Below are 15,125 nucleotides of genomic sequence, written 5' to 3' on the forward strand. Positions count from 1 at the left end.
AGCACGAATGGACGGACACGACAAAAACGCAAATCTCACGATCGCTCTCGCCGGTAATCCGAATGCCGGAAAGACCACGCTATTTAATTCGCTTACAGGGCTCAAACAAAAGGTCGCAAATTATCCGGGCGTGACGGTCGAACGCAAGGAAGGCGTTTGGAGCGTCGCCGATAAGGAAGCGACGCTGATCGACCTGCCGGGACTCTACAGCCTCGACGCAACATCGCTCGACGAACAGATCGCCCGCGACATCATCACCGGCCAGCAGGCCGGCGTGCCAAAGCCCGACGTCATCGTCGCCGTTGTCGACGCGACCAATCTCGAACGCAATCTATATCTCGTAACACAAATATTCGAATTTGGTGTTCCGGTCGTCATTGCGTTGACGATGATCGACGTATTTGAAAAGCAGGAACACGAGATCGATGTCGACATGCTCGCCGCTCTCATGAAAGCGCCGGTCGTCGCGGTCAACGCCAAGACCGGACGCGGCAAAGAGCAGCTTGCCGCAAAGGTCGCCGAGGTTCTCGGTACGGTGCCCGAGGTTCCGTACGTTTTCGACGCGGCGACCAACGAAGACGGACCGCACGGCAAGATCTTTGCCCGATACAATTTCATCTCGAACGCCGTTCAGGAATCGACATGGCACAGCGACCAAAAGAAACACCGCATCTCGGATAAGATCGACCGCGTGTTGACGCACAAATTCTTTGGCCTGATAATCTTGGTCCTGATTCTGCTGGTTGTATTTCAGACGATCTTTTCGTGGGCGAGCTTGCCGATGGACCTGCTGGAAAAGGGCTTTGGGGGCGTCGGTGATTTTGTAAAGGCTGAAATGCCGCCGGGAATATTGACCGATCTCATCGCGGATGGCATCATCGCCGGCGTCGGAGGCGTGGTCGTTTTTCTGCCTCAGATATTACTTCTGTTCCTGTTCATATCTCTGCTTGAGGATAGCGGCTACATGTCGCGGGCGGCGTTTTTGCTGGACAAGCTGATGTCACGAGTCGGTTTGCATGGTAAAGCGTTTTTGCCGCTTATCAGCAGCTTTGCGTGTGCAATTCCGGGCATAATGGCGACACGAACGATCGAAAGCCGGCGCGACAGGTTTGCAACGATCATGATCGCGCCGTTCATGAGCTGTTCCGCGCGGTTGCCTGTTTACACGCTGATGATCGGAGCTTTTTTCGGCGGTCAATACGTTTTCGGATTTGTTTCGATCGGGGCTCTGCTGATGCTGATCATGTACGCGATAGGTATCATTGCCGCGGTCGGGACCGCATTTGTCCTGAAACGCACCGTCCTAAAAGCTCCGCCGCCGCCGTTCCTGATGGAACTGCCGCCTTACCGTTTGCCGAATCTTCGTACCGTTTTTCAGAACATGATCACGCGGGCGTGGTTATTTTTGAAGCGAGCGGGAACGGTGATCCTGGCGATCTCGATCATCCTGTGGGCATTGATGTATTTCCCAAGGAGTAGTGAACAGCCAACGGCCGTCAGTCAGCAGGCAGGCCAGGAGGTTTCAGGCGCAGAAATCGTGCCATTGCCTGAGAGCGAACAGCTCAAGCATAGCTACGCCGGAATGCTCGGTCATGCGATCGAGCCGGTGATACGACCGCTCGGATTTGACTGGAAGATAGGCGTCGCCCTGATCGCGAGTTTTGCTGCCCGCGAAGTGCTGGTCTCGACGCTCAGCATCATTTACAATGTCGGCAAAGACGAGAACGAGGAATCGGAAACCCTGATCGCCGCCGTCCGTGATGCCAAAAAGGACGACGGCAGCCCAACATGGACGCCTTTGGTAGCTCTCACTCTGATGGTCTTCTTTGTGCTGGCAATGCAATGTATGTCCACACTCGCCGTAGTGCGCCGCGAGACGAATTCGTGGACCTGGCCGCTCTTTATGCTCGCGTATATGACGGGATTTGCGTATGTTGCGGCATTGATAACATATCAGGCAGGGAAAGCTCTGGGGTTTGAGTGAGCAATGAGTGTTTTAATTTTTAGATCTTCGAAAAAGCTAAAACCCAAAAGTCCAAAACCATGTCGCTTCAATTCATCATCGTCCTCATCGTCATTGCCGCCGCTCTTGTATTTGCGGCGGTCACACTGATCCGTAAACGGCGTGCGTTCTCGACAAAGGAAGGATGCGGCACCGATTGCGGTTGCGGTGACGGTTCAAAAAAATTAACCTCTTAGTTTGGAAAGCAACACAAAATTCCTGACACCCGGCGTGCGTGCGATGTTCTTATCGACACTCGCGTTTTTTCTGGCGAATGTTTTCGTCAAACAGGTCGCGCATATCCCGGCGATGGAAACCGTATTTTTCCGGTGCATCGTTGCAGGAGCATTTTGTGTCTATGGCCTGAAGCGGGCGAAAGCGAGTCTCATTGGTGAGAATCATTTTATGCTTTTGCTTCGCGGCGTGTTTGGGACGACGGCTCTTTATCTGTTCTTCGTCACGCTCCAGCAGATGCCGATCGCGTCGGCACAGACGATACAGTATCTTTCGCCGATATTTACTGCGACGATCGCGATCTTTGTGCTGAAAGAGAGTGTGCGTCCGACACAGTGGTTCTTTTATGCGATCGCGTTTGCGGGCGTTTTGATGATCGAACAATTCGATCCGCGGATCTCACCGTTCTATCTGATCCTCGGTATCATCTCAGCGTTTTGCTCAGGAGTCGCGTATAATCTTGTTCGAAGCCTGCGGGGAAAGGAGCATCCGCTCACAGTAGTGCTGCATTTTCAGCTTGTCGGAGCGGTCGTTGGGGCTATCAGTTTGTTTTTCTATTGGGAGACGCCGCAAGGCTGGGATTGGCTTTATCTGTTCCTGATCGGTGTGTTTTCACAGCTCGGACAAATGTTCCTAACGAACGCCCTACAACGCGAACGGATTGCCGGGGTCGCGATCGTCAATTACACGGGGCTTGTGTATGCGTTGTCTGTCGGGTGGATATTTTTTGGTGAATCGCAAGGCATCATGGCACTCGCCGGGATGCTGCTGGTCGTTATCGGCGTGCTGTTGAGCGTTCTTTACGGCCGCAGGCAGGCGAGACTGGAAGAGATCGAGGCGACGGCGGGTTGAGGTAGAAAGGGAGAGGATAGATGGAGATCAAGGCCGGCGTCATTACCATTAGCGATACGCGTACGATCGAGCAGGACTTGTCGGGCGATCGTCTGGCGGAAATGATCGCGTCCATTGGCGGTGAAGTCGTTGAGCGTTTGATCGTCACCGATGATCTGCAAAACATACGAAATACTCTCCACACATTGACCGAACGCGAAGATATCAATCTGATCATCACAACCGGCGGAACGGGATTTGGGCCGCGTGACAATACTCCTGAAGCGACAAGTGCGGTGATCGAACGGGAAGCCCCGGGGATGGCTGAGGCGATGCGGCGTGAAACGGCTTCGAAGCACCGAAACGCGATGCTTTCACGCGGGGTTTGCGGAATACGCGGCAAGACCCTGATCATCAATCTGCCCGGTTCACCGAAAGGCGTCGAAGAGTGTTTTGAGGTGATACGGCCGGTGCTGCGGCACGCAGTAGATCTCATATCAGGAGACACAGGACATTAGGACGTTTGCCCACGAAACACGGGAAACAGACAAAAAAGGACGATCATACGTGATCGTCCTTTCGTGCCTTTGTGTGTTTCGCGGGCAATGATCTTTTATTCGCCGCACATGAACGGGATCGAGACCGTTTTTGGCGAAGCCGTTTTCTGGCCGGTCAGTTTGGCAGTGATCTTAACTTGATCGCAGAGCGGGCCGTATACGAATACGGGGACGATGTAAAATCCATCCTCATTCGGGATACCGATCTGAACGTTGCGGGACGCGACCACCTTTTTGCCCTCAGTTACGACGACATTCGCCATCCTGCCGGCTTCGAATGTGCCTTTCTCGCCCTGCACGAAAACCCAAACGAAAAGCGAAGTGTCGAGGTCATTAAAAAAGCTCATCGGCTCGCCCTCGGCGGGGTTAGTGTCCTCAAGTTTTCCGGTCGACGAGCTGTACGCCATGACTTTGAGGTCAGCGATGACGTAATCGGCAGTATTGGAAACCGGTGCCTTCGGTTTGACCTTTTGGGCAAAGGTTGCGGTCATGCCGATGGTGAAAACCACGGCGACGATAGAAGCGATGCGAACAATTGATCTCATATTGAATTGAATCTCCAGCTAAATTTATCTCTAACGGGCATTTGAGCCCAAAATCTGTCCGCGCGTTCGCTGCTAAATATATATTTAACGGCGAAGCGAATTTGCGATGAACGCAACCGCGTCGGTCTTGAGTTTCGCGAGTGAATTTTTCTCGATATACATCATGTGGCCGGCTTCGTAATAGGCGAAATTGATATTCCGGCGCAGCGTCGGGTCGAGGTTCATTGCGGAAACGGTGTACTCGGCTGCGTAAAAGGGCGTCGCCATGTCGTAATAACCCTGAGCGACAAAGATCTTCATGTACGGATTTTTCGCCATGGCATCCTTCATGCGGATACTGGTGTCGGCATAGGCGTTATCGACGTTCCAATTCCAGGGGCTGGTGATGCCGCCGCCGAGAATGTAGTACTCGGTGTCGGTCTTGAAGCCAAGTTCGCCGCGAACGTACGCATTGAAAGCCGCCGTGTAGGGCGGACGAATGGCGTTCATCGACGGGTCGCTGTCCGGCGAGACGCCGGCGGAGTCGCGGTCAATCCCCTTGAATCGGCTGTCGAGACGGCCGGCGGTCCTTCGTTCCGAGCGAAGCAGTTCCTTTTGGAATTTACTCAGATCGACGCGAAAATTGGCACGCTCGACAAAATCGCGGCTGAGGCCGGTGTACGAGCTGTATTTTTCGGCAAGAGCGGAGCGTTCCGCGCCCGAAAGGCTGTCGAGCCGGAGCATCGCGGGCATGAATTCACCGGCAGCGAAACTCCTCGCCTCGGCAGTAATTTGCTCAATAGACTTCGACTGCATCGCTGGGGACAAACGCTTGTGATACCAGGCGGTCGCGGTGTAGGACGGAAGGATAAGGACGAGCGGAAGGTCATTATTATCAGCAAATCTGATGGTCTGAAAGTTAAGAACGGCAGATACGAGCAGAATTCCGTTTAGTGCGATGCCTTTGTCAAAAAGATAATTCGATAGGCCGGCCGCACGCGTCGTCCCGTAGCTTTCGCCGACCAGAAAAAGCGGCGAGAGCCAGCGTTCATTGCGGCCGAGATAGAGGCGAATGAACTCGCCGACCGAATCGATGTCGCCGTTGACGCCAAAATATCGGCTTGCAAACTCGGCCTTGGCGGCACGCGAATAGCCGGTGCCAACCGGATCGATGAAGACCATGTCGGTCTCGGTCAGCCAAGTATGCTGATTGTCTTCCATCTCATACGGCGGCGGGGGCAGCATGCCGTCATCGAGCATTTTGACGCGACGCGGGCCGAGCGTGCCGAGATGGAGCCAGACGCTGGCAGAACCGGGACCGCCATTGAACGAAAACATCAGCGGCCTGTTCGCAGGGGCGTTGTCGAGCGTGTACGCCATGTAAAAAATGCGAGCCTCGGTTTCGCCCGTAGCGGTGTTTTTGAGAGGCATATAGCCGGTGGTCACGGTATAGCTGAGCGTTTTCGCACCAACGCGGACGCTGCGTTTTGTCACGACGGGCGGTTCATCACGCGTGTCGCCGGCGGGCCTGACGGCAGGCGTTTCGGGCGGTTTCTGCGTCACGGGCTGAGCCGGAGGATTTACCTGAAAAAGCAACAGGACGGGCAGAAAAATGGCTGCGATCATAGAGTTTGTTCGTGTGTTAAAAGCGAAAGTGAGTATGCTAAAAAGTTCAGCATACAGATAAAGTGATTCGCGGATTAGGTGATCAAAAAGGGCCGCGAGATCTCCTGCGGCCCTTGATCGATCGAATCAGCGGGTAACTTTGTTGACAAGGACGCCGTTGATGATCGTTCCAACACAATGTGTTGTCCATTCAAGCGGGTCGCCGTCATAGAGTGCAATGTCTGCGTCTTTGCCGACGGCGAGCGAGCCGATGCGGCCGTCGAGGCCGAGGATCTTCGCAGCATCGATGGTGATCAGTGCGAGTGCGTCGGCTCTGGACAGGCCATTTTGCGCGGCCATGCCCGCTTCGAAAAGGACGACGCGGGTTTTCGGCACATAGCCCTCATAACCGCTCTGCAGAGCGACGGGAATGCCGGCAGCCTTGAGCTTTCCGGCAGTCTCGAACGACAAATTCTCCATATCGCCGCCGGCTCGTGCCATCGTTGGGTGAATGATCACCGCGACACCCGCTGCCTTGATGTCGTTCATGACCAGCGGAGCATCAGCGGCACCGTCGAGCACGATGCGGATGTTAAACTCCTTTGCTATTCGGAGAGCGGTGATGATGTCTTGAGCCTTGTTGGCGTTGATCAGCAGCGGGGTTTCGCGTTTGATGACCGCGGCCATCGCGACGGATTTGAGATCCTTGGGGGCGTCGGGCTTTTTGGCGTTCTCCTGAGCCTTGATAAGTTCCGCTCGGAGCATCGCGACCTGTTTTGAGCGATTACCGGGCGAACGACCCGCACCGGCGTTGGCATTGGTACCGATAGTCACCATTATCATCGCCGTCGGAACTATAGCGGCATCATCCACCGTTTTTCCCCAGGTTTTGGCGACCATCGTCTGCCCCGAGATCAACGCACTCGGCTGATGGCCGGTGTGAATGGTGGTTACGCCGAATTCGCGAACCCATTGGATCAATCTTTCGTCGGCATTGTAGGCGTCCGTGGCACGCAATTCGGGCTGAACCGGGCCGCTGCCATCCAGAGCCATCTGATCGTGAGGCTGATTTGCGGCACCGTTAAGGCCAATTACAGTATGGGCGTCGATCAGGCCCGGCGTGACGACCTTGGCGGAGATAATTTGGTAGCCTGCGGGGATCTTGACCGCCGCAGCAGTACCGACTGCCTCGATCTTGCCGTTATTGACGAGCACGATGCCGTTTGTTATCGGCTCACCAGACATCGTCCAGACCGTCTCGCCCTGGATCGCGATCTGTGCGTAAGCAGTGACGAGTGAAAAGTGACAAGTGACTAGAAGACTGAAGGCAAAGGCCGATATGGTGAATAGACGTTTTATATTCATTATTCGAAATTCTATATTCTGCATTTAGTTGTCACCTCCGATGTCTCCGTCGAAGCAGTCGATGTGGACGGTGCGGTCGTTTGAGGCTCCGTAGCCGCCGACCTGAAGGAGGCGATCTTTTGGGTGTGAGCGGTCAAAGACCTTTTTGCCCTCGACCCATGTCTCGAGGACGTGTGTATAAACGCTCACCGGATCGCCGCTGAGTACGATGAAATCAGCATCCTTCCCGACCTCGAGCGAGCCGATGCGTTTGTCGAGATCGAGCATTATCGCGTTCGCCATCGTTAGAGCATATAGTGCCTTTTCACGCGACATGCCAGCCCGAACGGCCATTCCGGCACTGCGGAGGAACCAACGCGAATCAGTAATGCCGTCATCGGTGTGAAAACCGGTAAGGGCACCTGCCTTTTCGAGGGCGGCACCGTTCTCGGCCATGAGATCCATTGTTTCGAGCTTTCCGCCGGGCGAATCGATAAAGATGATCGACGCCGGAGCCTTTGCCTTTGCGATCTCGTCTGCGACTTTCCAGGCCTCGCTGACGTGCTGGAGTACGATGCGGAAGCCAAATTCCTTCGACAAACGCAGAGCGGTCATAATATCGTCGTGACGGTGAGTGTGGAAATGGACCATGCGTTTCCCGTCGAGAGCCTCGACGAGAGCCTCCATGGCTAGGTCTCGCGGCGGCATCTTCGTCGCATCGCCCGCAGCCTTTCTGACCTTGTCGCGATATTCCTGAGCCTTGATAAATTGCTCACGGACGAGAGCCGCACTTTTAGCGCGTGTGCCGGGAAAATTCCCGCCGCCGGGACGGATCGGATTGGTGCCGTTGGCAAACTTAATGCCGCCCATCATCTTGCCGTCGGCGTCAAAGATCAGAATATCGTCAACCTTGACGGCATTATCCCGGAGCTTGATATACAAGGTCTGTCCGCTGTCGAGATGACCGGAGCCCGGCATTACATTGACGGTCGTCAATCCGCCGCTCTGGGCCCTTTGGAGGCTCGAGGAGCGTACATTGATCCCGTCCAGCAGCCTGACATCAGGCTGAATGGGAGCACTGCCGTCCGCACCGCTGCCCTCGCCGATATGGCTGTGAGAATCGACAAGGCCCGGCATGATCGTCTTGCCTTTTGCGTCGATCATATCCGTGATCATCGTGACCGGTATCTTTTTACTGTCACCGATGGCAAGGATCTTGCCATTTTGGACGACTATCGTTCCGTTTTCGATCACCGGACCGACGATCGGGATGATCCTGGCGTTGACGTAGGCGATAGGCCGGTCCTGAGCATTTGCCGCGACGGCAAACACACTTGCGGCAATTGTCGCGAGAAGTAGTTTCTTCATTCAAATATCCTCAATTGTGTTGAAATTAGAGCGGTTTGTATTGATAAGTTGCTACTTATTCAGCCCGGTGTCAACGGGAGTGGAATGATTTGGCCGGTTTTTGTCCGCAACGGGAAGGGAAACGGTAAATATCGAGCCGGTCGGGATGTTATTCCGATGCTCAATACGGCCGCCGTGAGCTGTAACGATCCCATAACAGACCGCCAGGCCGAGGCCTGTTCCTTTGCCGGTCGGTTTGGTCGTGAAAAAGGGATCAAAGACCTGATTTACGTCGTCGCTGTCGATGCCGGTCCCATCATCGGCAACCTCGACGGTCACCTCTGTCTCCGTTCCGGTCACATTTATCGTGAGAGTGCCTCCGTCTGGCATCGCGTCGCGGGCATTTAGAAATAGATTGAGAAACACCTGCTGCAATTGATCCTCATCAGCATGGATCGCGGGCAGGTCTTCGGCGGTTCGGCGTTCGATATCGAGTGTCGCGAACGCCTTGTCAAAGCTCGCGAGCCGGAGAGCCGTATCGATGACGGTATTAATTTCGATCTCACCGCGGGCCGCCGGCCTGGATCGGGCAAAATTGGTCATATCCCGTGTTACCTGGCCGATGCGTTCGATCTGTGCGGAGATCAAGTTCAAACGTTCGCGAGTTTCGTCAGAATGCCCCTCAGCGGCACGCATGATCTGGACAAGTGAAGATATAGAGGCGAGCGGGTTGTTCACCTCGTGAGCAACGCCGGCTGCAAGTGTGCCCATCGCCGCGAGCTTTTCGGTGCGAACGAGTTGCTCGTTGAGGCGGCCAAGTTCATCGATGTCGGCCCGCATTTTTCTACTCATCTCATTGAACGAATCCGCCAACAGGCCGATCTCATCGTTGCTTTTTCGCAGGTCGACCTCGGTTCCGTAAGCTCCTTTTGTCACCTCCACTGCGGCCAATGTGATCCGCTGCAGCGGCCGCGAGATCGTCCGTAGCACGAGCAAGACAAGCAGAAGATTCGGCACCAAGGCCGAGATCACGCTAAACACGAGATACCGCCGCCAGCCCTCGGCATCCATCCCATTATGAAACGCCCACCACACGATCGGGATCTGAAACAACACAAAACTAGCGATCGCCACCGACGCGATACTTAGTGCCACCTTATAAGTGATCGGAAACAGGCGAAACTGTTTAAGGGCGGTCTCAAGAGAGAAGAGCTTAAAATTGAAAATGGCGTATGCGTAGATCAATACGCCCGGCAGGACAAAGATCGAGCTCAACGGCAACAGTTCGTAATAGCCGAAGAAAGGGAATGCGATATTGGCAAGGGTCTTAAGCAAGCCAGTGATCGCAAGGCCCGAGATCAATGCTCCGACCTGCTGGCCTTCCTGCGTGCCGCTGTATTTGCGGTACTTCTGAAACAACACAACGGCGCCGTATCCAAATACGAAATAGACGTATGCGACGAATGCATACGCCAGCGGCGTCAACTCGATCACAAATCGTTCGCCGTCAAAACCGCTGCGCTGCCACAGCAGACCAAGCATCGCTGCGGGTATCAGCACAGCCCCCGGAGCAAATAAAATTGCCGCCTTCTTTCGCGGAGTCCGTGCATTCTCCGGAAAGACCCAAGCAAAAACGACAAGTGCATATTGCATCATCAATGCCGTAATAAAACTGGAGGCCGCCCACCAGCCGGCGGCGACATCTCGCGGGTAGAAATTCCAGAATATGAGATCTTTGGTCGTCCAGATCGCCAGAAATGCGATAAAAGCCGCAAATGTTTGGTGGGCACGGCTGCGCGGGTTCGACACGAACACATAGAACCCGAGCGTGACGAGCAGAAACAACGCGAACATGTGCAGAAACACGAGCATTGGCTAGATATTAAATCTACTGCCCGTGATTACAAAGTGAACGAGGTTCTTACAGGTTGACCGATGAGAGGGAATCAACCGATCGCGGTATGAAGACGTTCTGCCGAATCCAGCGTGTCAGCCGGAATCGATCTGAGGTCAGTTTGATCGTGAACCAACGCTAATTTTAGGAGCATTTCTGCCGTTCGGCTGTCTCCGACCAATTCGGCAACGGCTGACGCCGATCGAACGAGGACGCCGTCCGCAGCAATGGTCATTGCAGCTATCGATTCGACAAAATCTTCGCGAGACGCATTTGCGTGAACCTTGAGCTGATTCGACGCCTTACGGTCGAGGCAACGAGTTGCAAGTTCGGCGTTCTTATGTCCCGAGAGCAAAAACAACTCATTCGCTGAAGCATGCTCAGCTTTAGCGGTCGATGCCTGTATGAGGCCTGTATATCTTGCAAAAAGTTCGCGAAACTCAAACACGGAGGCAGCTGTGTCATCGGTAAAGGCGGAGTGTTCGATCTCGACCCTCAATGAATCGAGTTTGCGTTCGATCTCGCCGCCGCCCGATCTATTGGCGCCGGCGATCGGCCTTCGTAGCGACATTATCAACGAAAAAGCCGCTATCGGCCAAAAAAGTGCAACCAAAACGATCCGCATGGCGAAATAGAGTTTAGGTTTGCCGCTTGCGGCAAAAAAATAGTGCATACTCAGAGGTGCACCGCATGCAAGATAGATTATCGCAAGGTCAAAAGACGTCATAAGACATTTTCACGGCAAGATGCGTTCCACGGCCGGTTACCGACACAACCGTAACTTCGAATTAACACGAAAGCCCGATAATTAAGCCGATAGCTGAAAATTTTGGGAACAACTCAAACTTGTCCGTCGTAATCTCACTGTTGGCAATTCGCAAATAATGAGTCCGGGTTTTTGCATTATGCAAAACTGAACGCCCGAAGTTGGTGTCGTCGCAAAACGTACAAAGTTTGAGCGTCTATGTACTGGCACAAGGATTGCAGTGCGTATTAGTACGAAAGCCGAAATCGGTCATGATGACCCAATGAACAAGCAGGAGCATTTTAATGGAAAGCAAGATAAAGATAAAAGTAGTTAAGAAAGAAGAGATCAGGCCCGTTTTAGGCAAAAAAGTAAAGGGAAACACTGCTCGTCTCGCTGCACGCGAAATGGTGTCTACCGTAACCGATTGGGTCACTGAATTCAAACAACGCAAAAGCGAAGAGACAAAAGCCGCTATCGATAAATTTCTTCCGAGACAGCCGAAGACCAACGAATTGTAATCAAACATCACAACAGCCGTATTCACTTGGCTGTCAGGTAAACGATACAAACCCAACTTTCCGGGGAAACATGTTCCGACAAATTTGCAGAGGGCGTTTTTAACGTCCTCTTCTTTTTTGCGTGAGGCGTCGTCGGGGTGTTTCCTTTGATACGGCCATGAATCAGGTTATCTTTTTTAGAATTCTCCGCCTGCCTATATGATGAGAAAGTTTTCAAATTTAGACGCGATGATCTTTGCGTGCGACAGGAGCTGTTTAATTCATTGATGGAACGGGTCCGCGAAGGTGCTGATTTGAAAGTTCCGGTCGGTCGCTGATATGCTAAACGTCGACAACCTAAAAAAATCTATGTCAGGAAAGATCGTAATTGTAACCGGCGCCAGCAGCGGAATAGGAAAGGCCACGGCGGCACTGTTTGCTCAGAAAGGAGCGACTGTTGTGGCTATCGGCCGGAATGAAAAGGAGTTGATAGCTCTGCGCGAAAGCTTCGAATCAAAACGAGGTTCGATCAAGATCCACCTTTCCGATGTGACAGAATATTCGCAGATCGACCGTATGGTTTCTGAAACCGTGCAGGCTTACGGTCAGATCGACGTGCTCGTCAATTCGGCCGGCATCATCAAGAACGGAAATATCGAGGACACAACACTCGATGATTGGGACAAGATGATGAACATCAATTTGAGATCCGTTTTTTACTTGATGCAGAGGTGCATACCGCACATGATCGAGACGAAGGGGAATATCGTAAACGTTTCCAGCGTGGCAGGGACCAGGTCGTTTCCCAATGTACTGTCTTATGCCGTTTCAAAGGCAGCGGTCGATCAGTTGACGCGATGTTCGGCGTTGGAGCTCGCATCGAAAGGAATTCGAGTGAATGCGGTGAATCCGGGCGTCGTCGTTACCAATCTGCATTCTCGCGGCGGAATGGACGCGGAAAGTTACGAAGCGTTTCTTGAACGCGCCAAAGAAACGCACCCGATCGGCCGGCCCGGATCACCGGCTGAGGTGGCGGAGCTGATCTATTTTCTTGCTTCGGACAAGGCCGGATGGATCACCGGAGCAACCTACGCGATCGACGGCGGCCGAGGCCAGACATGTGCACGAGAGACTATCTGTTGAATGAGAATCCAGTTACTTCCAAGCAGTTTTGATGAAACCGGAAAGGTGTCACAGCATCAGCGGCTGACCTGTTTCGTCGTCAATGATACGGTCGCGATCGACGCCGGAAGTTTGGCATTTTCGTGCTCTCCAAAGCAAAGAGAACAGGTAAGGGATGTCATTATTTCACATACGCATTTGGATCACCTTGCCGGACTGCCGATCTTCATCGATGACCTGTTTGCCGGGCTGACTGAGCCGCTTCGCGTTCATGTGACCAGGAAAATGGCGGATTCGCTTGAAAAATATGTGTTCAATTGGGACATCTATCCAAGATTTTCCGAGTTGAAAAACGATCATGGAACTGTGATGGAATACCGTTATTTTGAACCGGGCGAGAAGTTCGCGGCCGGCGGCCTCGAGATCACCGCTATCCTGGTAAATCACAACAATCCAAGCGCCGGATTCATTATTTCTGACGGCAGCAACTCGATCGGCATAACCGGTGACACGGCGGAAACGGAAGATATCTGGGAGGCCTTTTCAAAATGCGAGGACCTCAGAGCAATATTTGTCGAATGTGCTTTCCCAAATGAAAAGGACAAATTAGCGTTGGCGTCGCACCATCTCACGCCGAATAGATTGGCGGAAGAGTTGAATAAGTTCAAGAAAAACCGTTGTGAGGTCTATGCAGGTAATATTAAGGCCATGTATCGGGAAAAGGTCGTAGAACAGCTAGGTGAATTAGCCATTGCGAATTTGAAGATCGTGGAAGTTGGCAAGATCTATGAGTTTTGATCGTCGGACTGTTTGGAACGCAGGAAGTTGATCTTTTCGAACGCACCCTGACGGTGTTCACCGAGAAAATTATGAAGGATAACGCGGCCATTAGGCATGACCTCGGCGATGCGGAATGTTCGCTCCTCACGTGATCTGCCCGGCATGATCTCAGCACGAAAGGTCACATTCATTTCCGGACGAGCCCAAACATCATTGTTTACAGCTTTTCCATTTTTACGATCTAAGATTCCCATTGATCTATTCGAGTTCGTCCTTCGGTTTGTGTTTAGCTTTTCTCATCGCCGGATGTTGTTTATCTTCGGGTTTTTCCGGCGATATCTTTTTCGTAGGCGGAGCGGTCGGCTTGCGAATTGAATCGAAAACCGGACGGGCGTTCTTTTCCGTTTTTCGCCGACGTGCCATGGCAGAATGATAGCAAATCTGTCGGTTGGTGTCCTGTTTCTGTTAAGATGAACGTATTGACAATCATTAGTGAAGATCTCACTATAGGTCAATAACGCTCCGCGGCTTCGCAGAATATACGGCAGAGAAAGATTTGACTGGACCAATAGGAAATCAATATTCAAATCCTCGAAACCGGCCGGGATTTGTATCAAAGCGTCGGCCTTTTTGGCTGCCGGCGTCGAACTACTATTCAATAACGGTCGTGATCGGGCTTTCCCTGTTTTTACTTGCCTGGGGCATTTTGCATGATGGCGGCGACGAAACGCCGTGGATCACGGCAGGTATCGGTTTTGGAATATTGATGATCGGTGCCGTGATCCTACGGGAATTGGTGCTTCGGCGGGCACGTAACAGATACCTGGCGTTAGAGCGCCAATTCGACCGTCATCTTTCCAGTGCCGTGAGCCGTATCGGTTCGGACGAAGGCCGGCCGGAAAAGTTAACGATCGAGAAGAACGAAAAGATAGTCGCCGATATAAGGCTCAAGTCCGATGCGGCGAAGGTGCTGAATAAATTTGCTGACGCACATCGGGAAGTTTTCGAGTTGTGCCACCAGTATTTGTTGGTAAACGAACGTGAATTAAGGCGAGTCGGCTCGGGCTCGCCTAGAATAAGGGCGTTAAGAAAGGGCCGATCGTCGGTCTCGCGGTATCATCGGTTTCATTTGCTTGCCTGGGCCCAGATCGAAACACGGAATCTGACCCATGAGGTCGCAGGTCTTGTTGACTCGTCTGAGAAGGCGTCCGTGCTCCAGAATGCTCTGGCCGTGATCGATTCAGCTTTGGAGTACTATCCGGACGAACTTTCATTGATCGAATCTAGAGAGGTTTTGACCGAAATGCTCGCGTCGATCAGAGTGACGCATTTTGTTGAAAAGGCCGAAAGATCCGAATTTGATGGCGACCACAAAACAGCATTGAATCTTTATCGGGATGCACTGTTCTATCTAGGACGCGATAATATCAAAAGTGCGAAACGGGATGCTGCCGCGCAGCGTATTACCTTCGAGATAGAGCGTCTCCGACAGATCGAAAGTGAATCGATCTGATCAAAAAAATTCATTTTGTTGTAATATTGCATTAATGATCTCGCAGAAATGTCCAAAATGTCATAGCAGCCGCATCAGGCGTGGGTACCGCCCAACGCCATTCCTCTCTAAACTCGTTTTCCGATAT

16 protein-coding genes are annotated in these 15,125 nt (G+C 52.7%); 8 read left to right on the forward strand and 8 right to left on the reverse strand.

The genetic code is table 11. From position 1 onward, the window contains the following. Positions 1-7 precede the first annotated feature (7 nt). Genes feoB through IPK01_12120 form a run of 4 tightly spaced genes read left to right on the forward strand, consistent with a single transcriptional unit; the run spans position 8 to position 3,585 of the window. On the forward strand, positions 8-1,984 hold the full coding sequence (gene feoB / locus IPK01_12105) for a ferrous iron transport protein B (protein MBK7934212.1): 1,977 nt from the start codon (positions 8-10) through the stop codon (positions 1,982-1,984). A 59-nt stretch (positions 1,985-2,043) separates the two neighbouring features. Beyond that, positions 2,044-2,199: a FeoB-associated Cys-rich membrane protein gene (locus IPK01_12110; GenBank protein MBK7934213.1), complete on the forward strand. Its 156-nt coding sequence runs from the start codon at positions 2,044-2,046 to the stop codon at positions 2,197-2,199. Position 2,200: 1 nt separating this feature from the next. Beyond that, positions 2,201-3,088 carry a DMT family transporter gene (locus IPK01_12115; GenBank protein MBK7934214.1) on the forward strand — a complete coding sequence of 296 codons (888 nt, stop codon included), beginning with the start codon at positions 2,201-2,203 and terminating at the stop codon, positions 3,086-3,088. Positions 3,089-3,108: 20 nt separating this feature from the next. Then, positions 3,109-3,585: a MogA/MoaB family molybdenum cofactor biosynthesis protein gene (locus tag IPK01_12120; GenBank protein MBK7934215.1), complete on the forward strand. Its 477-nt coding sequence runs from the start codon at positions 3,109-3,111 to the stop codon at positions 3,583-3,585. Positions 3,586-3,680: 95 nt separating this feature from the next. Here the strand turns inward: IPK01_12120 and IPK01_12125 are convergent, their stop codons facing one another. The 6 genes from IPK01_12125 to IPK01_12150 form a co-directional block, all read right to left on the reverse strand. Beyond that, positions 3,681-4,169: a hypothetical protein gene (locus IPK01_12125; protein ID MBK7934216.1), complete on the reverse strand. Its 489-nt coding sequence runs from the start codon at positions 4,167-4,169 to the stop codon at positions 3,681-3,683. 84 nt (positions 4,170-4,253) lie between these two features. Then, complete coding sequence (locus IPK01_12130) at positions 4,254-5,774, reverse strand: peptidase S10 (protein MBK7934217.1); 1,521 nt, start codon at positions 5,772-5,774, stop codon at positions 4,254-4,256. Between the two features lie 126 nt (positions 5,775-5,900). After that, the gene (locus IPK01_12135) at positions 5,901-7,142 is read right to left on the reverse strand and encodes an amidohydrolase family protein (protein ID MBK7934218.1); all 1,242 of its coding nucleotides are present in this window, start codon (positions 7,140-7,142) and stop codon (positions 5,901-5,903) included. Beyond that, positions 7,143-8,465 carry an amidohydrolase family protein gene (locus tag IPK01_12140; GenBank protein MBK7934219.1) on the reverse strand — a complete coding sequence of 441 codons (1,323 nt, stop codon included), beginning with the start codon at positions 8,463-8,465 and terminating at the stop codon, positions 7,143-7,145. Between the two features lie 51 nt (positions 8,466-8,516). Continuing rightward, positions 8,517-10,316: a HAMP domain-containing protein gene (locus tag IPK01_12145; protein MBK7934220.1), complete on the reverse strand. Its 1,800-nt coding sequence runs from the start codon at positions 10,314-10,316 to the stop codon at positions 8,517-8,519. Between the two features lie 74 nt (positions 10,317-10,390). Next, a complete protein-coding gene (locus IPK01_12150; GenBank protein MBK7934221.1) occupies positions 10,391-11,065 on the reverse strand; it encodes a hypothetical protein in 675 nt (224 codons plus the stop codon). Between the two features lie 323 nt (positions 11,066-11,388). Between IPK01_12150 and IPK01_12155 the strand changes: the two genes are divergently transcribed. From IPK01_12155 to IPK01_12165, 3 genes are all read left to right on the forward strand, one after another. Beyond that, complete coding sequence (locus IPK01_12155) at positions 11,389-11,604, forward strand: hypothetical protein (protein ID MBK7934222.1); 216 nt, start codon at positions 11,389-11,391, stop codon at positions 11,602-11,604. A 348-nt stretch (positions 11,605-11,952) separates the two neighbouring features. Continuing rightward, positions 11,953-12,726 (forward strand): SDR family oxidoreductase, encoded by a 774-nt coding sequence (locus IPK01_12160; protein MBK7934223.1) that lies wholly within the window; start codon positions 11,953-11,955, stop codon positions 12,724-12,726. Further along, positions 12,727-13,503, forward strand: a complete 777-nt coding sequence (locus IPK01_12165) for a 3',5'-cyclic-nucleotide phosphodiesterase (GenBank protein ID MBK7934224.1) — start codon at positions 12,727-12,729, stop codon at positions 13,501-13,503. On the opposite strand, the gene IPK01_12170 is transcribed toward IPK01_12165, so the two are convergent. Together IPK01_12170 and IPK01_12175 are read right to left on the reverse strand one after the other, a co-directional pair. Continuing rightward, on the reverse strand, positions 13,491-13,739 hold the full coding sequence (locus tag IPK01_12170) for a hypothetical protein (GenBank protein ID MBK7934225.1): 249 nt from the start codon (positions 13,737-13,739) through the stop codon (positions 13,491-13,493). The genes IPK01_12165 and IPK01_12170 overlap by 13 nt on opposite strands. A 4-nt stretch (positions 13,740-13,743) precedes the next feature. Further along, positions 13,744-13,908 carry a hypothetical protein gene (locus tag IPK01_12175; protein ID MBK7934226.1) on the reverse strand — a complete coding sequence of 55 codons (165 nt, stop codon included), beginning with the start codon at positions 13,906-13,908 and terminating at the stop codon, positions 13,744-13,746. A gap of 133 nt (positions 13,909-14,041) precedes the next feature. Here IPK01_12175 and IPK01_12180 point away from each other — a divergent pair, with 133 nt between their 5' ends. Continuing rightward, positions 14,042-14,998, forward strand: coding sequence for a hypothetical protein (locus IPK01_12180; protein MBK7934227.1), 957 nt, complete (start codon positions 14,042-14,044; stop codon positions 14,996-14,998). The last annotated feature ends 127 nt before the right edge of the window (positions 14,999-15,125 follow it).

The organism is Acidobacteriota bacterium, from assembly GCA_016713675.1.
Classification (GTDB): domain Bacteria; phylum Acidobacteriota; class Blastocatellia; order Pyrinomonadales; family Pyrinomonadaceae; genus OLB17.